Below are 25,652 nucleotides of genomic sequence, written 5' to 3' on the forward strand. Positions count from 1 at the left end.
GCAAACCCCGTGACCCCTTGGTGACAGGGCTCTCTGGCCCGTGGTCGAGTCCCGAATACATAACAGAACACCTCCTCCTTGCAAGCCGGGTAGGCTCCCAACCCTCTAAAAACGTTACGGATTTCCGCCGCCGGCCGCTGCCTTGGGGGCCTCGGGAGCGGGCGGGGACAGCAGCCCCGGACGCAGGGGTATCACCAGGTCCAACCAGCGGGTGCGGCGCAGCAGGTCGACCCCGGCACAGTCGGCTGCCTGGAACAGCGGTTCGAACTGTTCGAAGCCTGGGGCCCGGGGGCCCGTCCAGGTCTCCGGGCCGCCGGTGATCATCACCCCGTGCACGGCGAGGGTGGAGTCCGCGAGCGTGAGCTCGGACGGGTCCTTCGCCGGCCGCAGCCCGCCCTTTCGCCCGCGCTCCAGCAGCCGGGCCTCCACCATCCGGTCCACCACCTCGTGCACCAGCGACTCCGGGACGCGCAGCCGCGTGGCCAGCTCCCGGGGCAGGGGTGGCGTGCGCCCATCCACCCACCACAGGGTGACGTCCTGGGCGACGCGCGCGGCGACCAGCTCGTGGGCGCGAGGGTGGCCGGCGAAGGCGAAGAGGGAGTCGCGGAAGGAGACGTGCTCCACCGCGTAGGAGAGCCGGGCTCCGAACAGCATCACCAGCCAGCTCACGTACACCCAGGCCAGGAACAGGGGCAGGGCGCCCAGTGACGCGTACAGCGGGTTGTAGAGGAAGCTGCGCGCGGCGAACTCGGCGTAGACCTGCTTCGCCAGCATCCACCCCAGGCCGGCCACCAGCCCGCCCGCCAGCGCCGAGCGCACGCGGACGTGCGCGTAGGGCGTCCAGAGGTACAGCAGCGTCAGGCTGCCCATGGCGATGAGCGTGGTGCCCAGCGCGATGAACAGCGGCGCGCTGGGCGCGTAGGTCTGCAGGAGCACGCGGACCCGGCCCGTCCCCGAGAAGGAGATGGCCAGGAAGATGGGGCCCAGGAGCAGCAGGCCCGCGTAGATGGACAGGCGGGTCAGCCACGGGCGCTGACGCCGGATGCCCCACAGCTCGTTCACCGCACCGTCGATGTGGCGCAGCAGCGAGCCCGCCGACATCAGCACCGCGAGGAAGCCCACGCTGCCCACGGCGATGGAGTCGCCCGGATGCAGGAACCGGTCGAGCAGGGCGGCGGACTCCTCGCTGACCCCTGGCGCCAGCACCTCGGAGATGACGAAGCGCAGCTTCCGCTGGAACTGCTCCTGGTGGAGCGTGCGCAGCAGCACGAGGCCCACCGTCAGCAGTGGCACCAACGAGAACATGCTGATGTACGTGAGGGCGGCGGCGCGCAGGCGCAGGTTCTCGCCCATGAAGCCGCGCGCCACCGTGCGTCCGGCGAAGAAGATGTCCGCCGCGAACCGGCCACCCGACGTCGCCCCGATGGGCGCCCACAGGCGGGCCGCCGTCGTGAGCGTCCAGGCCCGGGTCCGGGCCAGGTGCCGCCTGAGGCGCCACGGCAGGCTCCGCTTCACACCCACGGACTCCTCCCGGCGTGCTCCTGTGCCGGTGCGGACGGCGCACCGAGGGGCAGCAGCATGCGGAGGCGCGGAAGCAGGCGGTTCATCCCGAGGGGATTCACGTGAACCGGTGGGCGAACACCCACCCCCCGGTGTGGAAGCGCCACCGTAGCCAAACTCGGGCCCGCGGAACCAGCCCACCCGCCCCAGCGAGAGGCGGCTGTCACCGCATGCACGGTCCCATGGGCCTGGTTGGCCCCTGGACAGCAGGCCGGACGTCTCCACCGCGAAGCCCGTGGCCACGACCGGCTCCGGGCAAGAGAAAAGGCCCGGCGGGGAGATCCCCACCGGGCCTGGGTTGTCACTCGCGGACCGCGCTCAAGGTCCGGCGCCGTTCACCGGCTCAGGCTTCGCTGCCCCCGCTGGAGGGCTCCGACGAGCCCCCACCGGACGCCGCGGGAGGCGTGCCGCCAGAACTCCCCCCGTTGTTGCCGTTGCCACCGCCCGCGCTGGCTGCTTGCGAACCCCCGCGCTCACCGCGCTCGGACCGCTCACCGCCGCGTTCACCGCCCCGGCCTTCACCGCCGCGACGCTCGCCGCCCCGGTTGCGGTCGCCGCCGCGGTCGCCGCCGCGCTCGCCACCTCGGTCGCCGCCGCGCTCGGGACGCCGGCCCTCGCGACGGTCTCCTCCGCCGCGCTCGCCACCGCGTTCCCCGCCGCGCTCGCCACCACCCCGGTTCTCACCGCCGCGGCCTTCGCCGCCCCGGTCCCGGCCACCCCGGCGGCCCTGGTCCTGCCGGCCGTAGTTGGGGTTCTCCGAGCGGCGCTGCTGCATCGCCAGCTCGCCGTCACCGGAGCCCGGCGACGAGGCCACCTTGTGCTCGGGGCCCGTGGCCGACCGGCCGTAGATGTCGTACTGCTCGCGGTGGTAGTTCTGCTGCGCCTTGACCTGGATGGACTTGTTGTAGCGGTCCATCAGGTGCCGCAGCTCGTTGCGCTCCTCGCCCTGCAACAGGCGCGCGACCTCCGCGTTGCAGTTGATGACGAGCGTGGAGTCCTTGTAGCCCGGCGCCTCGCGGCGGATCTCCCGGAAGATTTCGTACGCCACCGTGGTGGCCGTCTTCACGAAGCCCTTGCCGTCGCAGTAGGGGCAGTCCTCGTGCAGCACGCGGCCAATGGACTCGCGCACGCGCTTGCGCGTCATCTCCACGAGGCCCAGCTCGGAGATGCGCAGCACGTTCGTCTTGGCCTTGTCGCGGCCCAGCGCTTCCTGCAGCGACTTGAAGACCTTGTCGCGGTTCTGCGCCTTCTCCATGTCGATGAAGTCGCAGATGATGATGCCGCCGATGTTGCGCAGCCGCAGCTGGTAGACGATCTCCTTGGCCGCCTCGACGTTGATCTTGGTGATGGTCTCCTCGAGGCTCTTCTTGCCGACGTAGCGGCCCGAGTTGACGTCGATGGCGGTGAGCGCCTCCGCCTGGTCGATGATCAGGTAGCCGCCGCTCTTCAGCCACACCTTGCGCTGGGTGGCGCGCTGCAGCTCCTGCTCGATGCCGTAGGCGTCGAAGACGGGCTCGTCGGTTTCGTGCAGGACCACGCGGTCGCGCAGCGCCGGGTCCTGCGCGGTGACGAAGCCCTGGATGCGCTCGTACTCCTCCGCGTCGTCCACGACGAGCTTCTCCACGTCGTGGGCGAACAGGTCGCGCGTGGCGCGCAGGATGAGGTCCAGGTCCGGGTGCAGCAGGCCCGGGCCGCCGCGCTTCTCGTTGCGGCGCACGACCTGGTTCCACACCTCGATGAGGAAGCGGATGTCGCTCTCCAGCTTCTCCTGGGGAACATTCTCCGCCACGGTGCGCACGATGAAGCCCGTGCCGGGCGGACGCAGCCGGTCCACGATTTCGCGCAGCCGCCGGCGCTCCTTCTCGTTGGAGATGCGGCGGCTGATGCCCACGTGGTCCACCGTGGGCATGAACACCAGGTGACGGCCGGGGATGGAGATGTGCGAGGTGAGCCGCGCGCCCTTGGTGCCGATGGGGTCCTTGGAGATCTGGACCACCACCTCCTGGCCGACCTTCAGCAGGTCTTCAATCTTGTCCGTCTTGCGCTGCTTGGGCTTCTCCTTCTCCTCGTCGCGCTTCTCGCGGCGAGGCGGCTCCTGGCGGCGCTTGTCCTTGTCCTTCTCACGGCCATCCCGCGCGCGCGGCTCCCGGGCCTCCCGGGCCTCCCGCGGCGTGCGGCGCTCGCCGGAGACCTCGGCCGGGCGGGCGGGCTCGGAGGCGGGGATGATCTCCCCCAGGGCGGACGCGTGCGGCGGCGGCTCGGAGGCCTCGGTCGTGCCCTCCACGCCCGACTCGGCGAGCGTGGCGGCCACGGTGGCGCTCTCCGCGGGCGTCTCCTGCACCAGCGCGGGGGCCTCCCCGGTGGGGGCCGCGGTGTCCGTCAGCGGCACCGCCACGGCGGCGGTGGACACCTCGGCCTGCGCGTCCCCGGCGCCGGCGCTCACGGACGAGGGCTCCACGGGAGCCGCGAGGGGGAACTCCGCGGCGACAGCCTGGGGCTCCGCGGCGGGCGTCCGGACGTCCGCCGGAGCCTCCGGGGCCGCTTCAACGGGGGCCTCGTGGGGTTCACCCTGGGGCGCCGCCTGGGCCTGGACGTCCAGCGCCAGCGCGGTCTCGTGCGCCAGCACGGGCTCCGCGGGAGCCGGAGCGGACTGCGCGCCCGCGGCAAGCGCGTGCGGGGCCTCCGGAACGGTGGACGCGGCGGCCTCGACGGCGTCGGCCTCGGATTCGGTGGGGACCTCCGGGGCGTCTTCGTGCTCGCCCTCGGTCAGCTCGAACTGCGCGCGGGCGAAGTCCGGGTCGTAGACGACGTCGCTGACGTACAGGAAGGCGGCCTTCTCCAACCCGATGTCGACAAAAGCCGCCTGCATGCCCGGGAGCACCCGGACGACACGGCCCTTGTAGATGTTTCCGACGACGCCCTTGTCCTTCTTACGCTCGAGGTAGAACTCCGCGATATGGCCGCCCTCGACGAGCGCCACCCGGGTCTCCCGACCCGCGGCGTTGATGACGAGCACACTGCTCATGGATGAATCCTGGAAGCGCGCGCGGTAGGAGGGACCTCACCGGACGGGAGGCGGCGAGACGCCACACCTCCGAGCACGCTGCGAGGGGAGAGGCGGCCAGTGGCCCTCCGGCGTGCGGACGCCTTCCGGAGGATCCGGAGGAAGAACGCATCACCTGGGTGGGGGCCGAGGACATCGCCGCCTGCTCCTCCGAGTTCATGTCGCCCCGCATTGCGACCGGCACCGTGCCGGGCGGGGCTGCTTCTCTTCACGCGCTCGAGGCCTCCACCACGCCCGTGCCGTCCGCCCCCTCTTCCACACCCGGTCGGTGCCCATGCGTGGGCCACCTTGGGGGGGCGTCTGGGGGCCCCGGAGCAGCAGGGACGTCCGGAGGAAACCGGAAGCGCAACCCGTCGAAATTCCTGCCTGGGCCTGATGTCCCGCCAACGCGGGGCGTCACACAACCACCCAGAAACACGGAGAGTTTTCCACGCCCCTCCAGGTGTGTAAAGGCTAGAAGCGCCCGTTCATCCACTGTCGGGCAGATGGACGGTAGGCCCGCCCACAGGGCTTCCAGGCGCTCGGTGACGGACGTTCAGGCCTGCGCGGGGGCCTGCTTGCGGCCCTCTGGCTTGTCCAGCCGCCCGCGAGGACGGCGCACCAGGCGCAGGCCGGTCCAGGTCTCGTCGATGATGCAGATCTTGTTGTCCACCAGACCAATGTCGAGCGCCGCCTGGCGCACGAAGTCCTCGGACAGGCGCGTCTTCACGCCCTCGCCGCTGGGCCAGCAGACCCAGATGCCGCCGTTGACGGTGGTGGCGCGCGACAGCGCGGGCAGCCGCTGCACCAGCTCCGTGGCGTCGGAGGTGAAGAAGAGGATGACGTCCAGCCCCGTCTGGGCGGTGATGAGGAACTCCACCCCGTCCGGCAGCGGGTTGAGCTTCTGCACGAAGCCCCGCGGGGGGTTGATGACCGAAACCTTGGTGCCGGACCGGATGCCCAGCATGGCCGGCAGGGAGGCCAGCGCGTAGGGGGTCATGATGTTCGCTCCACGGTGAAGGTGCGGAACTCGCCAGTGGCCCCGCCATCGGTGCGCGCCACGTCCGTGACGCGCGCCATGCGAGGGCCCGTCTGGCACCAGCGGATGAAGTCTTCCAGCGCGTCCGGTTCGCCTTCCACCGTGGCCTCCACGGTGCCATCGCTCCGGTTTCGCACCCAGCCCAGGAGCCCCAGGCGCAGCGCCTCCTGGCGGGCGCTCTCCCGGTAGGAGACGCCCTGGACCGCGCCTTGGATGCGCAGGGTCACCCGGCGCTGCGTGCTCATGCCTCTGGCCTCATGCTCTGACGTCCCCTTCTAGCATCCGCAGGAACGCCTGCTCATCCAGGATTCTTACCCCGAGTTCCTGCGCCTTCTTCAGCTTGCTGCCCGCGTCCTCGCCCGCGACGACGAAATCGGTCTTGCGCGAGACACTTCCGGAGACCTTACCCCCGCGCCGCTCGATTTCCTCCTTGGCCTGCTCGCGCGCCAGCCCCGCCATGGTGCCGGTGAGCACCACCGTCTTGCCCACGAAGGGGCCGCCCGTGGCGACCGCCGGGGGCGCCGGACGAACCCCCGCGTCCAGGAGGGCCCGGATGGCGGCCTGGTTCTGGGGCTCCTGGAAGAAGGTGTGGATGACCTGCGCCATCACCGGGCCCACGTCCTTCACCCGGCTGATGTCCTCCACACTGGCGGTGAAGAGCGACGTCACCTCCGGGAACGCCTCCGCCAGCGCCCGCGCCGTGGCGTCCCCCACGTGGCGGATGCCCAGCGAATACAGGAAGCGGCGCTGCGTGGTGTCCTTGCTGCCCGCGATGGAGGCCAGGAGGTTGTCCGCGCTCTTCTCCCCCATGCGCTCCAGCTTCAGCAGCGAGTCCCGGGTGAGCGCGTACACGTCCGCGAACGCCTTCACCTGCCCGGAGGCCACCAGCTGCGTGGCCAGCTTGTCGCCCAGGCCCTCGATGTCCATCGCGATGCGGCTGGCGAAGTGGCGCACCTTCTCCACCAACTGCGCGGGGCAGGACGCGCCCGTGCAGCGGATGATGGCGCCGTCCTCGTCCTTCGTCGCCACCGCGCCGCAGACCGGACAGTGGGTGGGGAAGGTGAAGGGCTGGGAGTCCGCCGGGCGCCTGGACAGCACCACCGACACGATCTCCGGAATCACGTCGCCCGCGCGGCGCACGAAGACGGTGTCGCCCCGGCGCACGTCCTTGCGGCGCAGCTCGTCCTCGTTGTGGAGCGTGGCGCGAGACACCGTCACCCCGCCCACCTTCACCGGCTTCAGGTGCGCCACCGGCGTGAGCGCGCCCGTGCGGCCCACCTGGATGCCAATGTCCTGCACCTCCGTGGACTCCTCCTCCGGCGGGAACTTGTAGGCCACCGCCCAGCGTGGGCTCTTGGACACCTGGCCCAGCCGGCGGCGCAGGTCCTCGTCGTCCACCTTCACCACCATGCCGTCGACCTCGAAGGGCAGGGCGTGGCGGCCCTTCAGGGACTCGTCGTAGCGCTGGCGCACCCCGTCCGCGCCCTCGGCGGGCTGGTAGCGGTTGATGGGCAGGCCCAGCGTCTTGAGGTACTCCAGCTTGTCGGTGTGCGTCTTGAACGCGGGCACGCCGTCGCCGGGCACGCACTCATAGAGGTACACGGACAGGGGCCGGGCGGCGGTCTCCTTCGGGTCCAGCTGGCGCAGGCTCCCCGCGGCGGCGTTGCGCGGGTTGGCGAAGAGCGACTCGCCTTCCTCCTCGCGCTTCTCGTTGAGCTTGCGGAAGTCCTCCTTGCGGATGAAGACCTCGCCGCGCACCTCCAGCCGCCGGGGCACCTTCACGCCGTCCTTGGGGAACAGCTCCAGGGGCAGGCTCTTGATGGTGCGCAGGTTGGAGGTGACGTCCTCGCCCGTGGTGCCGTCTCCGCGCGTGGCGCCCTGGACGAAGCGGCCGTCCTCGAAGCGCAGGGAGATGGCCAGCCCGTCCAGCTTGGGCTCGCACACGTAGCCCACCTGCGTCAGGCCCGTCAGCTTGCGGATGCGGTCGTCGAACTCCACCAGCCCGGCGTCATCGAAGATGTTCGCCAGCGACAGCATCTGCGTGGTGTGCACCACCTGCCCGAAGTCCTCCACCGCCGCGCCGCCCACGCGCTGGGTGGGGGAGTCCGGCGTGACGAGCTGGGGGTAGCGCTCCTCCAGCGCCTGGAGCTCCCGCATCAGCGTGTCGTACTGCGCGTCGCTGATTTCCGGCGCGTCCAGCACGTAGTAGCGGTGGTTGTGGTGGGCCAGCTCCTGGCGGAGCGCTCGGGCGCGGGTCTCGGCTTGCGGGAAGGTGTCCACGGGGTGTTGTCCTTACCCCAATTCAAGGGCGCGGCCAGGATGCGCACGCCCCGCGTTGGAGGAGGACCACTCTACCGGCCCCACCTGACAGGGCCTGCCCGGACGCCAGGGATGACGGGAAGGGGCGCCCGGGGACGCGTGTTCCCCCATGAAGCCCCTGGGCACCCTCAGTAGGCCCGAATTTCAGCTACATAGCGGATTACCTGTTGGCAGGACCCCCGCCCTCCGGTGCAACCCCCTGAAAAATGGGACAGAGCCAGGCACGGATGCCTTGACAGCTCTGGAGGCGGTCAATAGTTTCCAGCGCGGTTCCTGGCGCTGGGGTTCCCCCGCGCCGTCTCTTCCCAACCACAGGCCCACGCGCCCTCCGGTCCGTTCCAAGGACCCGGGTGGTGCTGCCCTCCTGGAAGGTGCTTCCGAGCGCCGCGCGGACGGACCGTCGTCCCGCGTACAGCCTGCCCGAGCCTTCGGGCGCTTCCCCCCATTCCGTCTGCAGACCGTCATGGCCAAAGCCCGTTCCCCCCGAGAGAAGGTAGTCGAGCCCGAGTTCCCCGCGGACGAGAAGCCGCGGCGCAAGCGCGCGGCGGCGAAGGAGGCGGAGAAGCCCGCGCCCCGCTCGCGCCGTGCGCCGGCCCGCCGGGAAGAGGCCCCCGTGGAGGAGGCGGAGGCCCCCGAGGTCGCCGCGGAAGCGCCCCGCCCGGTGCTCACGCCCATCTCCCGTCCCGTGCGCGACGACGAGCTCCAGGAGCTGCGTGGCACGGAGGAGGCGCCCGCCGAGGACGCCGCTCCGGCCGCCCCCCAGGAGTCCGCCGAGTCCCCCGCCATCACGGAGGTGGAGCGCGACGGCACCCCGATGCAGGTCATCAAGCTCAATGACCTGAAGCGGATGAAGATCGTCGACCTGGCGAAGATGGCCCACGACACGGGCATCGAGGGCTACCAGGGGCTGAAGAAGCAGGACCTCATCTTCGCGCTGCTGGGCGGCATCGCCGACAAGCGCTTCGAGGTCCACGCGGAGGGCGTGCTGGAGCTGCTGAGCGACGGCTTCGGGTTCCTGCGCAGCGCGGACAGCGACTACCAGCCGTCCCCGGACGACATCTACGTGTCGCCGTCGCAGGTGCGCCGCTTCAACCTGCGGCCCGGCGACACGGTGACGGGCCCCATCCGCCAGCCCCGCGAGGGCGAGCGCTTCTTCGCGCTGCAGAAGGTGGACAAGGTCAACTTCGCGGACCCCATGTCGGACGCGGCGCGCGAGCGCATCCTGTTCGACAACCTCACGCCGCTCTATCCGACGCGCAAGCTCAAGCTGGAGCACGAGTCGTCGGAGATGACCACGCGCATCATCGACATGTTCTGCCCCATTGGCCTGGGACAGCGCTGTCTCATCGTGGCGCCCCCGAAGGCGGGCAAGACGGTGCTCCTGCAGAACATCGCGCACGCCATCAGCCGCAACCACCCGGACGTCTACCTCATCGTGCTGCTGGTGGACGAGCGCCCGGAGGAAGTGACGGACATGGAGCGCAGCGTGCGCGGCGAGGTGGTGTCCTCCACCTTCGACGAGCCCGCCACGCGCCACGTGCAGGTGGCGGAGATGGTCATCGACAAGGCGAAGCGCCTGGTCGAACAGAAGTACGACGTGTGCATCCTGCTGGACTCCATCACCCGCCTGGCCCGCGCCTACAACACGGTGGTGCCGGCGTCCGGGAAGATCCTCTCCGGCGGCGTGGACGCCAACGCGCTCCACAAGCCCAAGCGCTTCTTCGGCGCCGCGCGCAACATCGAGGAGGGCGGCAGCCTCACCATCATCGGCACGGCGCTCATCGACACCGGCAGCCGCATGGACGAGGTGATCTTCGAGGAGTTCAAGGGCACGGGTAACTCCGAAATCGTCCTGGACCGGAAGTTGATGGAGAAGCGCATCTTCCCAACGCTCGACATCAACAAATCCGGCACCCGCAAGGAGGAGCTCCTCTTGTCCCAGGCGGACCTGGTGCGCATTACGGCGTTGCGCCAGGTGCTCCACCCCTTCACCCCCATCGACGCGATGGAGTTCGTGCTCAAGCACATGCGTCCGACGGCGGCGAACGCGGAGTTCCTGGGCTCGATGAACCGGTAGTCCTTCCGGCCAAGGAGCCCCCATGCGTCGTTCCCACCTCCCGCGTCTCGTCGCCCGCGCTGTCGCGGGCCTCACCCTGGGGTTGTTGGCGGGGTGCGACCTGGGGGTGGACGACCTGCCACCGGAGGACACGCCGCCCGTGCTCTCCAACCAGGTCTGCTACGACGACTCGGACTGCGTGGCGAACGCGTGCTGCGGGGAGGGCACCGCCATCACCCACCGCGACCAGGGGCCGGACTGCTCCAACGTGCGGTGTGATGGGACCTGTCCCCCCGGCAGCGTGGACTGCGGCCGCTGCATCCCCACGTGCCGCGACTCGCGCTGCGCCGCCGCCTGCCGGTAGCCCGCGCGGCCCCTTCGCCCGTCCTCAGCCGGGGTGCGCGCCGGCCATGTCCACCGGGGCGCCCTGGAGGGGCAGCGTCACGCGGAAGGTCGTGCCTCCGCCCGGCGTGTCCTCCACGTCGATGCGCCCCTGGTGCGCCTCCACCACCTGTCGTGACACCCAGAGGCCCAGGCCCAGCCCACCGTAGTGGTGCGAGGACACCGCGCGCTCGAAGCGCTCGAAGATGCGCTCGCGGTCCTCCGGCTTGATGCCGATGCCGTGGTCCACGACGGAGAGGCGCGCCACCGCGCCGTCCGGCTGCAGGGTCACGTCCACCGGCCGGCCCCGGCCGAACTTCAGCGCGTTGGCGACCAGGTTGTGCACCACCTGGGAGATGCGCGACGGGTCGAAGGCGCCCGTCACCGGCCCCTTCACGGCCACGGTGAGCGGCGTGCCGTCGCGGCGGGCCTCCTCTTCCGCGAAGCGGGTGACCTCCACCAGCAGGTCCCCCAGGTCCACGTCCGTGCGGACGAGCTTCAGCCGGCCGCTGGTGATCTGCGACACGTCCATCAGCACGTCCACCAGCATCGCCAGCCTGCGGATGAACGCGCGGGCCTGCTTCAGGCGCTCCAGGGCCTTGGGCGGCGCGTCCCGGCCCAGCCCTCGCTCCACCAGCTCCAGGTGCAGCTGGAACGCGGCCAGCGGTGTGCGCAGCTCGTGCGCCGCGACGGAGAGGAAGTCGTCGCGGGCGCGCAGCGCCTCCGCGAGCCCCTCCGCCCGGACGCGCTCGTCGGCCATCTCCCGGCGCATCCGCGCGAGCTTCAGGTTGGAGCCGATGCGCGCGAGCAGCTCTCCGGCGGAGAAGGGCTTCACCAGGTAGTCGTCCGCCCCGGACGCGAGCCCCTGCACGGTGGCCTGCTCTCCGGCCTTCGCGGACAGCAGGAGGATGGGCAGCTCGCGCGTGTGCGGCACCGCGCGCAGGGCCTTGAGCAGTCCCACGCCGTCCAGCCGCGGCATCATCACGTCCGTCAGCACCAGGTCCGGCGGACGGGCCAGCGCGGACTCCAGTCCCTTCTGGCCGTCCGTCATCGTCTCCACTTCGTACTCCGCGGAGAGCACGCGCTGGATGTAGTCGCGCATGTCGCGGTTGTCGTCCACGAGCAGGATGCGGGGGCGGGGGAGCGGGGGCGCGACCTGCCCGTTCGGGGCGGGCAGGTGGCGATGCGAGGACTGCGTGCGCTCCTTCGTCTTGGCGCTGCTCCACCGCAGCGCCTCCTCGACGTAGGTGGACGTGGCCTCGCGCGCCTTGGAGCGGGGACGGGCGGTGGTGCGGATGCGCTCCGGAGGCAGGTGCGCATGGCCCAGGGGCAGCTCCACGGTGAAGGTGGTGCCTTGGCCCTCCGTGCTGCGCACCGCCACGGTGCCGCCGTGCAGCCGGGCGAACTCCTGCACCAGCGCGAGCCCGATGCCGCTGCCCTCGTGCGTGCGCGACGGCGTGCCCGGCACGCGGTGGAAGCGCTCGAAGAGGTGGGGCAGGTCCTGCGCGGGGATGCCCGGGCCGGTGTCCTCCACCTCCAGCGACACCCGTTGCCCGTGCTCCCGCAGGCGCAGCGTGACGCCCCCCTGGGGCGTGAACTTGAAGGCGTTGGAGACCAGGTTGAGGACGATCTGCTCCCACAGGTCCGGCGCCACGTACACCGGCTGGGACAGGGGCGGGCAGTCCACCGTGAGCTTGAGCCCCGCGCGCTCCATGGCGGAGCGGAAGCTGCTCGCCGCGTCCGCCGTCAGCGCGGCCAGGTCCGCGGGCACGAAGCGCTCCTCCCGGGGGCCGGCCTCCAGCCGGGACAGGTCCAGCAGCGCGTTCACCAGCTTGAGCAGGCGGCCGGCGTTGCGATGCACCCGCTCCATCTCCTTGCGGACCTCGTCCGACAGGGGCCCCGCACGCCCGGCGAGCAGGTCCTCGGTGGGCCCCAACATCAGCGTCAGCGGCGTGCGGAACTCGTGGCTGACGTTGGCGAAGAACTCCGACTTGAGCCGGTCCAGCTCCCCCAGTTGCTCGTTCGCGGTGCGCAGCTGCTGGTTCGTCTCCTGGAGCTGCTGGGCGCGACGGAAGATCTCGCCCTCCATCTCGTCCGCGCGGGCCCGGAGCGCGGCGTGCTGTCGGTTCTGTTCGTCGCCCCGGTTCTTCAGGCCGATGAACTCCGTGACGTCCTCGCCCCGGTGGAGGACGTAGCGCAGCGTGCCGTCCGCGTCGAAGACGGGCGTGTTCAACGGGCTCCAGTAGCGCGGCTCGAACCCTCCGCCAGCCGACTCGGGCCGGGGGATGTCGTATTTCTGGACCGCCATCGCGTCCGGGGCGCGCGTCCTCAGCACGCGCTCCAGCGACTCGCGCAGGTTGCCGACCCCGGTGGCCGTGGGGTCCAAGGGGTTGTTGGGAAAGACGTCGAAGATGTGGCGACCCAGGATGGCCTCTCGCCGCGTCTGGGTGACGCGCAGGTACGAGTCCGTCACCGCGACGATGATGAACCCCGGCGTCAGCACCAGGTATGGATCAGGCGAGGCTTCGAACAGGCTCCGGAAATCCGGGGCCACCAGGGGGGTGGGGGGCATCACACGTCCTCGGAAACCGGAGGAGTGCGTGGAATTAGTCACTCCCCCCCGGGATGGCCAGGGCGGACGCAAGGGGCCGACCCATGGCTTTCACCGGTGGACGCTTCGGGGCCGTGTCCCGGACGGAAGGTCGCTCAGGCGGCGGGGGCCGCGTCCGTGGAGGCGACCGCCTGTTGAGCCGCTGGGGTCACCAGCGGAGGCGGCTGGGCCTTGATGCGCGCGTAGTCGAAGCAGGCCACCGCGATGGAGGCCACCGGCACGGCGAACAGCGCGCCCCACAGGCCGAAGAGCTTCTCTCCCGCGATGAGCGAGAAGGCCACCACCACCGGGTGGATGCGGGCGGCCTCGCCCATGATCTTCGGGTTGAGGAAGTACGCCTCCAGCGCGTGGATGCCGACGATCCACAAGAGGAGCGCGAAGCCCTTCTGCACGCCGTCCGCCAGCGCGATGAGCACGATGGGCACCGAGCTGATGATGGTGCCGAAGATGGGGATGAGGCTGAAGAGCGTGGCGATGGTGGCCAGCAGGAAGGCGAACTTCACGCCGAACAGCAGCAGGCCCACCAGCGTGAGGCCCCCGTTGACCAGGCAGATGGTGACCTGGCCGCGCACCACGCCGGACAGCGACTTGTCGATGCGCGCCACCAGCGTCTTCGCGTCGGGGAGGAACTCCGCGGGGACGAGCGTGCCGAAGTAGCGGCGGATGGCCTGCGCGTCGATGGAGAAGAACGCGGCCACCATCAGGATGAAGAACAGCATGAAGACGCTGGCCAGCACTTCCGTGACGATGCGCCGCGACACGTTGACGATGTCCGCCAGGTTCTCCTTCGCGAGCGACGTGACGCGGGCCACCGCGTCGGTGAGCATCTGTTCCAGGTCCAGCGCCAGGCTGAAGCCGCCGGACGGGCCGGTCGCGCCCTCCATGGCCCGGTCCGACAGCGCCACGGGGATGCCGTACACGTTGAGCCACGTCTCCGCGCGCCGCGCGAGCTCCTGCAGGTGCTCGGGCGTGAGCGCGCTGGCGAAGCCCGCCATCTCCCGGCTGATGCGCGCCACCTCGCGGTACAGCTGCGGCACCAGCGCGACGAAGAAGAGGTACACGCCCAGGAAGAAGCCCGCGTAGATGAGCAGGATGGCCACCCACCGGGGCACGGAGCGGCCGGCCACGTTCACCCGGGTGATGCGCGCCACCAGCGGCTGCACCAGGTACGCGATGAGCGCGGCGCCCGCGAAGGGCATCACCACCGAGCGCAGGGCGAAGAGCATCACCGCCAGGGCCACCCACAATCCCGTGAGGAGGAGCAGGCGCTTGCGGCGTTCGTCGGGGGCGGTGGCTTCCACGGGCGGCGACATGGAACCCGGCTTAGGGCAGCAACCTCCCTCCTGACAAGCTTCCGGCGGAAAGCTTCCGGATGCCCCACCTTCCATGCCCCCCAAGCGGCCCGGCGCGGAGGGCGGACGTCCATACGCCGCCGAAAGACCTCAGGCCCGTGGCAGCCCCGGCGGCGGGCCCAGGTGAGCCTCCAGCCGGTCCAGACAGTCCTGCATCCGGGGGCGCTTGATGCGGCCCTGGGTGGCCTCACCCAGGCCCAGCATCTGCTCGGTCAGCCAGCGGGTGAGGAAGAGCAGGGGGACGCGGTCCTCGGGGGCCAGGCCCCGCTCCAGGTAGCGCTTGTTGCGGACGTAGTCGTCGAACGCGTCGAACTCGCGGGCCAGGTCCCACCGTGCCAGCCGCAGGGCCTCCGTGTAGACGGCCGGGGAGGGGCGCCGGGTGGCCTCCTGGAACAACGGCGTGAACTCGCCCAGGGTGGCCGGGTCCAGGTCCTGCACGGGCGGGGGCCAGGACTCCAGGTCCCGGGCGAGCAGCCGCGCCACCTCCTCCAGCAGGTGGTCCACGAGGGCGACGGGCTTGAGGTCGAAGAGGTGGTCCCAGCGCGAGGGCATGTGTCAGGGGCTGACGGCGGCGGGCAGGGCCACCGGAAGGGGAGGGGGCGGAGCGGCGACGGCCGCGGCGCCGTCAGCATAGCCCAGGGCCAGCTCGCGCTGGATGACCTCCCACACGGACCTGCGGGTGAGCAGCTCGCCGTGGGGCACGCCGGACAGCTCCACGTTGAAGACGTTGGGCTGGCCGTCCACGTCCAGCACGGAGGAGGGGAAGCGCGCGACGACGTCGTCGCGCGAGTAGATGGACGTCAGGCGCACGTGGCGCGGGAAGGCGCCCACGCCCAGCTGCTTGATGAAGGGCGACACGGGCGTGAGCTGCCACATGCTGCGGCTGAACCAGCCCAGGGCGGCGCAGCCCAGGTACGCCATGCGCGTGCCCCGGTGCGGCGTGCCCAGGGTGATGAGGCTCCTCACGCGCGTGTCCCCGCCCAGCCGCTTCACGTAGTACGTGCCGATGAGGCCGCCCTTGGAGTGGCCGATGATGGTGAGCGGTCCCATGTCCGGGTGGCGCTCGTAGAGCCGGTCCACCTTGCCGCGCACCTTGCGCGCCAGCTCGTCGATGCGGTGGGTGTTGAAGCGGTCCATCGTCCCGCCCAGGTGGATGGACCACACGCAGTAGCCCTCGCGGCGCAGGCGGTGCTCCAGCACCTCCAGGACGCGGCGCGTGCTGAAGAAGCCGTGCAGCAGGAGCACCGGCTTGAGGCAGTGCTTGAAGTCCGTGCGGCGCACCACCTGGTTGCCGCGTGGATCCAGATCCACGTAGCTGGCCAGGTACTTCAGCTGGCACTTCATCTTCCGGTACTGCATCACGAACGGATTCATCCCCACCCCCGTCCCGCCCTGGAACCCGGGGCAAAGGTAGGGAGCGCGTCACCCGCAGGCCCGGAGCCGCGCCGGGCCACTGTCCGCTTTCACGCGCACGGCGGCCCGAAACCGGGAGGTCCGCTCAGGTGAAGTGTTCCAGGAAGTTCATCAGCACCCGGTGCGCGAGCGGCGTCGGGGTGATGCCGGACAGGAGCTGGGGGACGTACTCGCCCGGCGGGACGCCCTTCTCGCGGGCCAGGGTCTCCAGGTTCTCCTCGCGGGCGAGGATGACCGCGCGCATGGCCTCCGCGGGCATCTCCGGGTGGAACTGCACGCCGCGCACGTTGGGGCGGAACGCGAGCGCCTGGTTCGCGGTGTTGGCGTTGCCCGCGAGCACCGTGGCGCTTTTCGGCAGGCGGGAGACGACGTCCTCGTGGGTGGCCTGGACGGCGAAGCGCGCTGGCAGGCCGGTGAAGAGCGGATCCACGCGCCCCTCCGGTGAGAGCGTCACCTCCACGGTGCCCGTCTCACGGCCGTTGGGATTGCGAGTCACCTGGCCGCCGTACTGCTCGGCGAGCAGCTGTTGGCCAAAGCACACGCCGAGCACGGGGATGCCCTGCTCGCCCGCCTCCACCATGAAGGCCCCGGCGCGCTCCATCCACGGCTCGCGCCGCGTCACCGACAGGGGGGAGCCCGTCATCATCACCGCGTCGTAGCCCTTCGCGTCCTTCGGGAGGGGCGCGCCCTGGTGCACGGGGAGGATGTCGAATCGCCGGCCCGACAGTCCGATGGTTCGCAGGAACCACTGCTCGTAGTCGCCCACGGACAGGCGCACGGAGTTCGCCGCGTCGCCGGCTTTCAGCAGCAGGACGTTCTTCATGGGGACGGGTTGCCGCGTCATGGACCCATTCCTACCGTGTCCTGCCGTCCGTGTCCGGTGCCCGGCACTTCCGGCCGCCCGCGCGCCGTGCTCACCCGAGGCTTCGTCATGACCGACGCTCGTTCGCTCACTCCCAAGCTCCCCGTGCTCAAGCTGCTCATCGACGGGCAGACCGTGGACCCCATCGAAGGTGGCACCTTCGCGGTGACGAACCCCGCCACCGGACAGAAGCTGTGTGACGCGCCCGCGGGCACGGCCGCCGACGTGGACCGCGCGGTGAAGGCCGCGCGCCGCGCGTTCGAGTCCGGGCCGTGGGGGAGGATGACGGGCCGCGAGCGCGGCAAGCTCCTGCGCAAGCTGGCGGACCTGCTCTACGAGCGCCGCGAGGAGTTCGCGCTCATCGAGTCGCTGAACAACGGCAAGACCTTCAAGGACGCCATCCGGGGGGACGTGGCGCCGGGCGCCGCGACGCTCGCGAACTTCGCGGACATGGCCAGCACCATCATGGGCGAGGTGCTGCCCGTGGACGGCCCCTTCCACACCTACGCGCTCAAGGAGCCGGTGGGCGTGGTGGGCGCCATCATCCCGTGGAACTACCCCACGTGCATGCTCGGGTGGAAGCTGGGGCCCGCGCTGGCCTCCGGGTGCACGGTGGTGGTGAAGCCCTCCGAGTACACGCCGCTCACCGCGCTGAAGCTGGGCGCGCTGGCGCTGGAGGCGGGCTTCCCGCCCGGCGTCATCAACATCGTCACCGGCCTGGGCGACCCCGCGGGCGAGGCCATCGCGCGGCACCCGGACGTGGACAAGATCTCCTTCACCGGCTCTGGCCGCACCGCGCGCCGGCTGCTCCAGGCGTCGGCCGCGAGCAACCTGAAGAAGCTGACGCTGGAGCTGGGCGGCAAGAGCCCGCAGATCATCTTCCCGGACGCGGACTTCGACCGCGCGGTGGAGGCGTGCTTCTGGGGCATCTTCAGCAACAAGGGCGAGACGTGCAACGCGGGCAGCCGCGTGCTGGTGCATGAGCGCGCCTATGAGCCGTTCGTCGCGAAGCTCGCGGAGAAGGCGCGCGCGCTGAAGGTGGGCGACCCGCTGGAGTCGTCCACGGAGATGGGCGCGCTGGTGAGCCAGAAGCAGATGGAGGTCGTGCTGGGCTACATCGAGAGCGGCAAGCAGCAGGGCGCGAAGCTGCTCGCGGGTGGTGGGCGAGACACGGAGGGCCTCAAGGCGAAGGGCTGCTTCGTGAAGCCCACCCTCTTCGGCGACGTGAAGCCGGACATGCGGATCGCCCAGGAGGAGATCTTCGGGCCCGTGCTGAGCTGCATGCGCTTCCGCGACGACGCGGAGGCGCTGGCGCTGGCGAACAGCACGCCCTACGGCCTGGCCGCGTCCCTCTGGACGCACGACGTGGCGAAGGCGCACGCGCTGGCGAAGCAGGTGAAGAGCGGCGTGGTGTGGATCAACTGCTTCAACGAGTTCGACGACGCGGCGCCCTTTGGCGGTTACAAGGAATCCGGCTGGGGCCGGGACCTGTCCCACCACGCGCTGGATGGCTATCTCCAGACGAAGGCCGTGTGGACGAAGCTGCCGTCGCCCTGACGGCCCGCGCGTCCTCCCCTTCGCACTCCACCGCAGCGAATCCGATGACGAAAAGGAAGGTCCCGATGGCGTCGCGTCCCAAGGCCAAGGTGCTCCCGCATCCGGCGATGGCCCGCCGTGTCCGCGCGAAGGAGCGCGGCGAGGGCTCGCAGCGCGCGGCGCCCGGTCAGCAGGGGGACATGGACTCCCTGCGCCGGTGGATGGAGGAGAAGGGCGTCCGCAAGGTGAAGGTGGGCGCCATCGACATGGATGGCGTGTGGCGCGGCAAGTACATCTCGCTGGAGAAGTTCTACAGCGCCGCGAAGAGCCACATGGGCTTCTGCGACGTCGTCTTCGGCTGGGACCTGGGCGACGAGCTGCTGGACAACACGAAGGTGACGGGCTGGCACACGGGCTACCCGGACACGCCCGCGAAGGTGGACCTGTCCACCGCGCGCATCATCCCGTGGGAGCCGGACACGGCGGCGTTCCTGCTGGACTTCGTGAACCCGGACGGCACGCCCTTCGAGGCCAGCCCCCGCCAGCTGCTCCAGAAGATGGGCCAGCGCGCGCGCAAGCTCGGCTTCCTGCCGAAGTTCGGCGCGGAGTACGAGTTCTTCCTCTTCAAGGAGGGGCCCCAGAGCCTGCATGAGAAGGGCTTCCAGAACCTCACGCCGCTGACGCCGGGCATGTTCGGCTATTCGTGGCTGCGCACGTCCCTCAACGCGCCGCTGGTGCACGCCCTCATCGACGGCTGCAACGCGTACGGGCTCGACATCGAGGGCTTCCACACGGAGACGGGGCCCGGCGTCTTCGAGGCCGCCATCCGGTACGACACGCTGGAGCTGGCGGCGGACCGCGCGGCGCTGTTCAAGACGGTGGTGAAGGAGATCTGCGCGCGGCACGGCGTGTCCGCGTGCTTCATGGCGAAGGTGCACCCGAAGCTGCCCGGCTGTTCGGGACATGTGCACCAGTCGCTGTGGAACCTGAAGGGGGAGGACAACCTCTTCCACGACCCGTCGCAGAAGCACGGGATGAGCCGGCTGATGCGGCACTACATCGGCGGGCAGCTGGCGCTGATGCCGGAACTCACGGCGCTCTACTGGCCCACCATCAACAGCTACAAGCGCAGCGTGGAGAACACCTGGGCGCCCACCACCGCGACGTGGGGCCTGGAGAACCGCACCTGCGCCCTGCGCGTCATCGGCGACGGCAGCAAGTCCATGCGCATCGAGTACCGCCAGCTGGGCGCGGACATGAACGCGTACATCGGCATGGCGGTGAGCCTGGCCGCGGGCCTGTGGGGCATCGAGAACGAAATCGAGCCGCCCGCGCCGGTGCTGTCCAACGCCTACGAGGCGAAGAACACCCGACCCCTGCCGCGCAGCCTGAAGGACGCGGTGGCGCTCCTGAGGAACAGCGAGCGCGCCCGCGAAATCCTGGGCGAGGGCTTCGTCGACCATTTCGTGCGCACCCGCGAGTGGGAGGTGCGCCAGTACGAGCGGGCGGTCACCTCCTGGGAGCTGGAGCGCTACCTGGAGCTCATCTGAAGGAGGACCTTCCATGAAGCCTTTCGACATTCCCGCGGAGCCGCGTGTCACGGAGATGGCCTGGCCCACGCGCATCGTGTTCGGCGCGGGCGCGCTCCAGAGGCTGCCCGCGCACGCGGCGCGGCTGAGCATGAAGCGCCCGCTGCTGGTGACGGACGCGGGCGTGGTGAAGGCCGGCCTCGCCGCGCGCGTCACGGACGTGCTCCGGGGCGCGGGCCTGGATTGCGCGGTCTTCGACGGCGTGGAGCCCAACCCCACCGAGCGCGACGTGTTCGCGGGCCTGGATGCATACCGCGCGCACCGGAGCGACGGGGTCATCGCCCTGGGCGGTGGCAGCGCGCTGGACGCGGGCAAGCTGGTGCAGTTGCTCACCACGCACGAGCCGCCGCTCAGCCGGTATGACGACGCGAAGGGCGGCGACCAGTACGTGCGCGACGACCTGCCGCCGCTCATCGCGATCCCCACGACCGCGGGCACGGGTTCGGAGGTGGGGCGTTCGGGCGTGGTGACGCTGGCGGACACGGGCCGCAAGACGGTCATCTTCAGCCCGCACCTGCTGCCGAAGGCCGCCATCATCGACCCGGAGCTGACGTTGGGGCTGCCCCCGTCGGTCACGGCGGCCACGGGCATGGACGCGCTCACCCACTGCATCGAGGCGTACCTCGCGAATGGCTTCCATCCGCTCGCGGACGCGGTGGCCATCGACGGCGTGATGCGCGTGGGGCGGTCGCTGGTGACGGCGGTGAAGGAGGGGCGCGACCTGGCGGCGCGCACGGACATGATGGCGGCGGCGATGGAGGGCGCCATGGCCTTCCAGAAGGGCCTGGGCGCGAGCCACGCGCTGGCGCACGCGCTCACGCCCATCTCCGGCGTGCCGCACGGCCTGGCGAACGCCATCGTCCTGCCCGTGGTGATGGAGTTCAACCGCGCGGCGAGCACCGCGCGGCTGGCGCGCATCGCCGCGGCGCTGGGGGACTCGTCCAACGCGCGCGAGGAGGTGCGCGCGGGCAACGCCATCGAGCGGGTGCGCACGCTGGCGGAGGCCATCGGGATTCCCGCGCGGCTTCGCGACGCGGGCGTGGAGGAGAAGGACCTGCCGCGCATCGCGGAGAAGGCCTTCCTGGACGCGTCCCACCAGGGAAACCCTCGCGCCGTCACCGAGCCGGACCTGCTGGCGATGGCCCGCGAGGCCTACTGAGCGGGCGTCACGCCGCTTCAATTTCGGATTGTTTCCGCCGGGGCCGCTCCGAGGAGAATCGGGGCGGCCCCGCTTCATCGTGGAGCCTTTGAATCAGCCGGCGCCTCCTCCGTCAGAAGGTTCAGAACGCAGCAACAACGCGGCTCACGGAGGCAGGTCATGAAGGCAATGTTCAAGAAGATGGTGGTGGCTGTGGCGCTCATCGCGAGCTCGCCGGTGATGGCGGCGGACTACCACGCGGCCACCCCCTTCGTGAGCCGCCAGGACCAGGCCCGCATGGAGCGCGAGCGTCAGGAGCGCGAACGGCAGGCCCGGCTGGAGCGGCAGCGTCAGGAGCGCGAGCGTCAGGCCCGGCTGGAGCGCGAGCGGCGGGAGCGGGAGCGCCAGGAGCGCGAGCGTCAGGCCCGGCTGGAGCGCGAGCGTCAGGAGCGGCAGCGTCAGGAGCGCGAGCGTCAGGCCCGGCTGGAGCGCGAGCGTCAGGAGCGCGAGCGTCAGGCCCGGTTGGAGCGCGAGCGGCAGCAGCGCGAGCGTCAGGCCCAGCGTGACCGGGTGGCGCACAACGGCGGCTGGCTGAACTGAGCAGGGGGGCCCCGGCCCTCCACATTCCGAGGCAGCACCGAAGCCCGGGGGGCAGCATCACCCTCGGGCTTCTTCACGTCCGGACACGCACGCGGCCGGCGCGGGCTCTCTGTGTCTCCCGCCGGCTCGCGGCCGGTCATTCCGCCGCGGGCTGCAACGACAGCATGCTGGAACCGGCGTCGGCATCACCCGCGCCACCGTGGGACGTCACGACACCGCCCGCGCCCACCACGCCGCCCGTCTGCTCTGGCTCGCCCGCCTCCGGCATGAACTCCAGCGTCTCCACGAAGACGCGCCCCGGCAGCCGCAGGTCCATGGCGGTGACGCGCTCCCGGTCGCGCAAGTCGTAGAGCTGCTGCGCCACGGATCCCGCGGGCACCCGGTCGTCGGAGAAGAAGACGTAGAGGCGCACCTTCCCTTCCTGCACCGGCACCCGGAAGCTGGTGTTGGCGACGGGCCTGTTCGCGTCGCAGCGGATGGAGCGGTTCTCGCGCGTGAGCGTGAGCTGCCGGATGACGCCCTTCTCGGACATCGTGAAGAGCATGCAGTAGGGGAGCTGCCCCGCCGAGGGGACGACCTCCATCGTCGCCGGGCCGGTGCGCTTCACCTGGGCCCGCGCCACCCGCTCGGGCGGCTTCGTGTCGGTGCACGCCGCGCCCAGTGCCAGCACTGTCAGCAATCCCGTCCAGCGAGTCATGTATCCCTCCCAGCAGGGTGGAGTGGCAGACACCTGGAGCCTACCCTGGTCCCTCGACTTCCCATCCGTTCCCTCAGCCCGTGAGGCTCGCCAGCACGCCGAGTGCACGGTCGTGCACATGGCCTTCTGCGTTATGTCAGGCCGGGATTACTCCGGGCGCTGGTAGACAACGACCTGCGGCGTTTCGTCCAGGTACAGCCCGGTGACGGGCGTGCGCGTGCCGAAGGCCTGCCACGTGAGGAACTCGTGCTCGCGGAACTCCTGGTGGTACTGGTACGCGACGATGTCCGCGTCGAAGGGGCTGTTCACCGCGCGCACGTCGTCGCGCAGCATCCCGTTGCGCTGGTAGTCGCGGAACGAGAAGCCATTCACCTCGTGCAGGTAGATGCGCGCGCCCGGCTTCGCGTGGGCGTTGATCCACGGCAGCACGCCGGTGACGTGGCTGGACCAGAACTGCCGCTGCATGCCCAGCGTCGCCGCGCCCGGCAGGCCCCCCGCGAGCTCCGAGTACGCCGCCGTCCCGTAAGGGAATACCCGTACCAGCGCCAGCAGCGCGGGCGCCAGCAGCAGCGCGAACACCGGCACGGTCACCGCCAGCGGTGACACGGACGGCCTCCGCGCCTTCAGCACCTCCCACAGCGCGAAGCAGCCGCGCGCCACCGCCGCGCCCGCCAGGATGCCCAGGAAGGGCATGGACGGGAACCAGTGCTTCACGCCGCCGAAGTGAGGCACCTGCGGGTGGCTGATGATGAGGATGGACGTCACCGCGTTGACGCCCACCAGCGCCTCCGCCGGCGTGGGCATCCGCACCCAGGCCCGCGTGCGCGCGCTCACGCTCAGGAGCGCCCGGCCCACGAGCGCGGCGAAGCCCGTCACCATCGGAGCGAAGAGGCTGGTGGGCACCGTCAGCGCCGTCTTCACCACCACGTAGGTGAGCGGGAAGGGCGGCCCCCGCATCAGCGTGCCCAGGTAGAACCAGGCGTAGTGGTTGTGGGTCGCGTGGAAGGCCAGGTACCACGCGGTGCGGTCCACCGGCGCGTGCCACAGGTAGGGCCAGTGCAGGTAGAAGATGACGGGGCCCAGCACCGCCATCGCGGCGATGGGCACCAGCGCCCGCGTCACCGGCAGGCTCACCCGCCGCAGGTCCCGGAGCAGCAGCGCGCAGCCCACCGCGAGCCCCACGAAGAACAGCGTCTGCGGGCTGAGCAGCAGGAACCGCCGCTGGAACGCGGCGCTCCCGCCCATGAACAGCACGAGCGCGCCGTACAGCACCGCCACCGCCGCGAAGAGCCCCACGAAGCGGCCCAGCCGCGCGCGGGCCTCCGGGAGGCCTTCGCTCGCGTGCCACGCGCGCCACAGCGCGAAGGGCGTCAGCACGAACGGCAGGAAGAGGGCGTTGTGTTTCGTGGCGATGGCCAGGCCGAACGCCGCGCCGCACGCGATGCCCCAGCGGGTGTCCTCCAGCGCGCGCCAGAAGCAGTACACGACGAGCAGCCACATCGCGGCCACCGGCATGTCGAAGCACGCCAGCTCCGCGTTGAAGTACTGCCGGGGCACCAGCAGGAAGGAGAGGGCGGCGAACCACCCCGCGGTGCGGCCATACAGTGCGCTGCCCAACAGGAAGCACAGCGCGGGCACCAGCGCCGCCATCGCGAACGCGGGCAGCCGGAAGGCCGTCGCGTCCCGCATCAGGCCCAGGCCGTCATGGAAGAGCAGGTGGCTCAGCCCGAACAGCGTCTTCATCAGCGCCGGGTGCTCGTGGTTGTAGTCCCACGCGCGCACGATGGCGGCATCGGTGAACGCCTGCGCGGGTGAATGCAGGAGCAGCCGGAACCAGCTCGCGTAGCCCTCCGCCGCGGCGAAGTAGACGCTCTCGTCGCGCGTGAAGCCCACCGCGGCCTCGGTGCTCCACAGCGCCGCGAACGCCAGCACCCACAGCGCCAGGGCCGAGAGCTTCTCCTCGCGCGTCGCCGCCCGGCCCGTCACGGCTTCACCCCCACCGCTGGCTCCAGCGCCATCACGTCCAGGCACACCTGCCGCGACTCCGCGTTGTCCGCCTGCACCCAGACCTTCACCGTGCGAGGAGGCCCTGGCGGCAGCACCACCTCCGCCTTCTGCACGCCCTCGCGGCCCGGGGGGATGGCCACGTCCAGCAGGCGCTCGCCCGTGGCCGCGTCGTCCACGCCCAGGTACGCGGTGCTCAGGCGCGGGTCCTTCGGGTGCGCGAACTCGAAGATGATGCCGCCTTCCAGCCGCAGGCCCATGCCCGAGGGGACGTTGGCGAACTCCGCCACCAGCCGCTGCGGTCCTCCCGGCGCGTGCATCCACAGGCAGTGCCGGGGCTCGTAGAGGATCTCGTGCCACTCCGGCGCGACGTACAGGTGCGGCGGGCCGGGGCAGCGGTGCGCGCGCCCGTCGAATGGACAGTCGCGGCGGGAGCCGTCCGGCTGCTCCAGGTACACGCGCGCCGCGCTCGCGGACTCGCTCGCCACCCAGTGGCGGGGGCGGTAGCGGCCGTTCTCATAGAGGCGCAGCGACAGCGGGCCCAGCCGCGACTCCGGGCCCAGCGCCTTGCGGCCGGGCAGGAAGGCCGCGTCGAACGCCGCCGCATCCGAGCGAGGCAGCTCCGGCTGGCCCAGCACCCAGATGCGCGGGTGCGCGCTCAGGTCCGCGCGGTCCGACTCCAGCCACCCGTACACGGGCACGGAGGGCGGCACGAAGAGCCGGGCGCGCTCGGTCCACCAGGGGAACAGCAGCACCGCGTCCCCAGGACGCGCGTCGCGGGTCAGCACGTCCGCGACGGCGCGCTCGTCCGCGTCCGTGGGCAGCCGGCCCGGCAGCCGCAGCTGGAAGACGAGGCACCCGAGCGCGACGAGGAGCAGGCCCCCCAGCTCCACGAGGGGCAGGGCGCGCGCGAGCCTAGGACTTGGCAAGACGGATCTTCTGCTCGCTCTTTTCGCGGCAGAAGGTGCAGAAGATGTGGTCGCCCTGGTTGAAGGACGGCGTCCAGGGTGGGTACATCGAGCAGCGCGGATCCAGGCAGTGGTGCAGCTCCCACAGCGTGCCCAGCTGGTGCAGCGCGTGGCGCGCGATGGCCTTGTAGCCCGTCTCCAGGTCCTTGTACGGCGCGATGGAGAGCACCGCCCGGTCCTTGCCGTACCGCGCGAAGCCGGACGTGGGCGCCTTGCCGCTGGGCAGGTCGCGGTCCTTCAGCTTTCGCGAGGTGAGCAGCAGCACCTTGTCGTCCTTGTAGGCCCGGATGCCCTTCACCTCGTCCAGCAGCTTCTCCGCGTCCAGGGGCTCGGACATGCCCGCGGGCACCTCCGCGGAGCCGCTGTGCTCGCTGCCCACGCCGAAGGCCGTGTAGAGCGTGCGGTTGAACTTGGCGAGCTGCTTGTCGTCGAAAGGGTCCAGCGTCACGACGCGAATCACGGGGCGTCACCTCGGCGGGAAGGC

At 70.9% G+C, this 25,652-nt stretch carries 20 protein-coding genes; 6 read left to right on the plus strand and 14 right to left on the minus strand.

The window, feature by feature from the left end:
- Nucleotides 1-114: 114 nt before the first annotated feature.
- The 5 genes from GTY96_RS35095 to ligA form a co-directional block, all read right to left on the minus strand.
- Entirely contained in the window at nt 115-1,503 is a 1,389-nt protein-coding gene (locus GTY96_RS35095) for a YhjD/YihY/BrkB family envelope integrity protein (RefSeq protein ID WP_161667026.1), read from the minus strand.
- A gap of 400 nt (nt 1,504-1,903) precedes the next feature.
- Nucleotides 1,904-4,585 carry an Rne/Rng family ribonuclease gene (locus GTY96_RS35100; RefSeq protein WP_161667010.1) on the minus strand — a complete coding sequence of 894 codons (2,682 nt, stop codon included), beginning with the start codon at nt 4,583-4,585 and terminating at the stop codon, nt 1,904-1,906.
- Between the two features lie 574 nt (nt 4,586-5,159).
- Entirely contained in the window at nt 5,160-5,603 is a 444-nt protein-coding gene (locus tag GTY96_RS35105) for a DUF3052 family protein (protein ID WP_143899896.1), read from the minus strand.
- Nucleotides 5,600-5,887 (minus strand): acylphosphatase, encoded by a 288-nt coding sequence (locus tag GTY96_RS35110; RefSeq protein WP_143899894.1) that lies wholly within the window; start codon nt 5,885-5,887, stop codon nt 5,600-5,602. The genes GTY96_RS35105 and GTY96_RS35110 overlap by 4 nt, the downstream gene beginning before the upstream one ends.
- Nucleotides 5,888-5,897: 10 nt before the next feature.
- Entirely contained in the window at nt 5,898-7,922 is a 2,025-nt protein-coding gene (ligA, locus tag GTY96_RS35115) for an NAD-dependent DNA ligase LigA (RefSeq protein WP_161667011.1), read from the minus strand.
- 502 nt (nt 7,923-8,424) lie between these two features.
- On the opposite strand from ligA, the gene rho reads away from it, so the two are divergent.
- Nucleotides 8,425-10,038 (plus strand): transcription termination factor Rho, encoded by a 1,614-nt coding sequence (gene rho, locus GTY96_RS35120; RefSeq protein ID WP_143899890.1) that lies wholly within the window; start codon nt 8,425-8,427, stop codon nt 10,036-10,038.
- A gap of 22 nt (nt 10,039-10,060) precedes the next feature.
- Nucleotides 10,061-10,381: a hypothetical protein gene (locus tag GTY96_RS35125; RefSeq protein ID WP_143899888.1), complete on the plus strand. Its 321-nt coding sequence runs from the start codon at nt 10,061-10,063 to the stop codon at nt 10,379-10,381.
- 24 nt (nt 10,382-10,405) lie between these two features.
- On the opposite strand, the gene GTY96_RS35130 is transcribed toward GTY96_RS35125, so the two are convergent.
- The 5 genes from GTY96_RS35130 to GTY96_RS35150 all read right to left on the minus strand — a co-directional run bounded on the left by GTY96_RS35130 (nt 10,406) and on the right by GTY96_RS35150 (nt 16,618).
- Complete coding sequence (locus tag GTY96_RS35130) at nt 10,406-12,970, minus strand: ATP-binding protein (protein WP_161667012.1); 2,565 nt, start codon at nt 12,968-12,970, stop codon at nt 10,406-10,408.
- Nucleotides 12,971-13,104: 134 nt separating this feature from the next.
- Entirely contained in the window at nt 13,105-14,322 is a 1,218-nt protein-coding gene (locus tag GTY96_RS35135) for an AI-2E family transporter (RefSeq protein WP_143899884.1), read from the minus strand.
- Nucleotides 14,323-14,451: 129 nt separating this feature from the next.
- Complete coding sequence (locus tag GTY96_RS35140; protein WP_161667013.1) at nt 14,452-14,913, minus strand: hypothetical protein; 462 nt, start codon at nt 14,911-14,913, stop codon at nt 14,452-14,454.
- Nucleotides 14,914-14,916: 3 nt separating this feature from the next.
- Nucleotides 14,917-15,735: an esterase/lipase family protein gene (locus GTY96_RS35145; protein WP_143899880.1), complete on the minus strand. Its 819-nt coding sequence runs from the start codon at nt 15,733-15,735 to the stop codon at nt 14,917-14,919.
- Between the two features lie 124 nt (nt 15,736-15,859).
- The gene (locus GTY96_RS35150; RefSeq protein WP_235686095.1) at nt 15,860-16,618 is read right to left on the minus strand and encodes a glutamine amidotransferase; all 759 of its coding nucleotides are present in this window, start codon (nt 16,616-16,618) and stop codon (nt 15,860-15,862) included.
- An 87-nt stretch (nt 16,619-16,705) separates the two neighbouring features.
- On the opposite strand from GTY96_RS35150, the gene GTY96_RS35155 reads away from it, so the two are divergent.
- From GTY96_RS35155 to GTY96_RS35170, 4 genes are all read left to right on the plus strand, one after another.
- Complete coding sequence (locus GTY96_RS35155) at nt 16,706-18,193, plus strand: aldehyde dehydrogenase family protein (RefSeq protein ID WP_143899879.1); 1,488 nt, start codon at nt 16,706-16,708, stop codon at nt 18,191-18,193.
- A 65-nt stretch (nt 18,194-18,258) separates the two neighbouring features.
- A complete protein-coding gene (locus GTY96_RS35160) occupies nt 18,259-19,722 on the plus strand; it encodes a glutamine synthetase family protein (protein ID WP_201756678.1) in 1,464 nt (487 codons plus the stop codon).
- Between the two features lie 13 nt (nt 19,723-19,735).
- A complete protein-coding gene (locus GTY96_RS35165) occupies nt 19,736-20,920 on the plus strand; it encodes an iron-containing alcohol dehydrogenase (RefSeq protein WP_161667014.1) in 1,185 nt (394 codons plus the stop codon).
- A 159-nt stretch (nt 20,921-21,079) separates the two neighbouring features.
- On the plus strand, nt 21,080-21,499 hold the full coding sequence (locus tag GTY96_RS35170; protein WP_161667015.1) for an ATP-dependent DNA helicase: 420 nt from the start codon (nt 21,080-21,082) through the stop codon (nt 21,497-21,499).
- Nucleotides 21,500-21,635: 136 nt separating this feature from the next.
- On the opposite strand, the gene GTY96_RS35175 is transcribed toward GTY96_RS35170, so the two are convergent.
- The 4 genes from GTY96_RS35175 to GTY96_RS35190 form a co-directional block, all read right to left on the minus strand.
- Nucleotides 21,636-22,196, minus strand: a complete 561-nt coding sequence (locus GTY96_RS35175) for a hypothetical protein (RefSeq protein ID WP_161667016.1) — start codon at nt 22,194-22,196, stop codon at nt 21,636-21,638.
- Between the two features lie 147 nt (nt 22,197-22,343).
- The gene (locus GTY96_RS35180) at nt 22,344-24,182 is read right to left on the minus strand and encodes an ArnT family glycosyltransferase (RefSeq protein WP_143899875.1); all 1,839 of its coding nucleotides are present in this window, start codon (nt 24,180-24,182) and stop codon (nt 22,344-22,346) included.
- Nucleotides 24,179-25,129 carry a hypothetical protein gene (locus GTY96_RS35185; RefSeq protein WP_161667017.1) on the minus strand — a complete coding sequence of 317 codons (951 nt, stop codon included), beginning with the start codon at nt 25,127-25,129 and terminating at the stop codon, nt 24,179-24,181. The genes GTY96_RS35180 and GTY96_RS35185 overlap by 4 nt, the downstream gene beginning before the upstream one ends.
- Nucleotides 25,116-25,628, minus strand: coding sequence for a zinc metalloprotease (locus GTY96_RS35190; RefSeq protein WP_143899871.1), 513 nt, complete (start codon nt 25,626-25,628; stop codon nt 25,116-25,118). Before GTY96_RS35190 ends, GTY96_RS35185 begins: the two co-directional genes overlap by 14 nt.
- Between the last annotated feature and the right edge of the window lie 24 nt (nt 25,629-25,652).

This window comes from Corallococcus silvisoli (assembly GCF_009909145.1).
Lineage (GTDB): Bacteria > Myxococcota > Myxococcia > Myxococcales > Myxococcaceae > Corallococcus > Corallococcus silvisoli.

Bases quoted from the DNA above. Each gene is read 5' to 3' on its own strand.
- GTY96_RS35155 (WP_143899879.1), top strand. From the start codon at position 16,706: ATGACCGACGCTCGTTCGCTCACTCCCAAGCTCCCCGTGCTCAAGCTG.
- GTY96_RS35135 (WP_143899884.1), bottom strand. From the start codon at position 14,322: ATGTCGCCGCCCGTGGAAGCCACCGCCCCCGACGAACGCCGCAAGCGC.
- GTY96_RS35100 (WP_161667010.1), bottom strand. From the start codon at position 4,585: ATGAGCAGTGTGCTCGTCATCAACGCCGCGGGTCGGGAGACCCGGGTG.
- GTY96_RS35125 (WP_143899888.1), top strand. From the start codon at position 10,061: ATGCGTCGTTCCCACCTCCCGCGTCTCGTCGCCCGCGCTGTCGCGGGC.
- GTY96_RS35145 (WP_143899880.1), bottom strand. From the start codon at position 15,735: ATGAATCCGTTCGTGATGCAGTACCGGAAGATGAAGTGCCAGCTGAAG.
- rho (WP_143899890.1), top strand. From the start codon at position 8,425: ATGGCCAAAGCCCGTTCCCCCCGAGAGAAGGTAGTCGAGCCCGAGTTC.
- GTY96_RS35160 (WP_201756678.1), top strand. From the start codon at position 18,259: ATGGCGTCGCGTCCCAAGGCCAAGGTGCTCCCGCATCCGGCGATGGCC.
- GTY96_RS35175 (WP_161667016.1), bottom strand. From the start codon at position 22,196: ATGACTCGCTGGACGGGATTGCTGACAGTGCTGGCACTGGGCGCGGCG.
- GTY96_RS35150 (WP_235686095.1), bottom strand. From the start codon at position 16,618: ATGACGCGGCAACCCGTCCCCATGAAGAACGTCCTGCTGCTGAAAGCC.
- GTY96_RS35130 (WP_161667012.1), bottom strand. From the start codon at position 12,970: ATGCCCCCCACCCCCCTGGTGGCCCCGGATTTCCGGAGCCTGTTCGAA.
- GTY96_RS35110 (WP_143899894.1), bottom strand. From the start codon at position 5,887: ATGAGCACGCAGCGCCGGGTGACCCTGCGCATCCAAGGCGCGGTCCAG.
- GTY96_RS35165 (WP_161667014.1), top strand. From the start codon at position 19,736: ATGAAGCCTTTCGACATTCCCGCGGAGCCGCGTGTCACGGAGATGGCC.
- GTY96_RS35140 (WP_161667013.1), bottom strand. From the start codon at position 14,913: ATGCCCTCGCGCTGGGACCACCTCTTCGACCTCAAGCCCGTCGCCCTC.
- GTY96_RS35170 (WP_161667015.1), top strand. From the start codon at position 21,080: ATGAAGGCAATGTTCAAGAAGATGGTGGTGGCTGTGGCGCTCATCGCG.
- GTY96_RS35105 (WP_143899896.1), bottom strand. From the start codon at position 5,603: ATGACCCCCTACGCGCTGGCCTCCCTGCCGGCCATGCTGGGCATCCGG.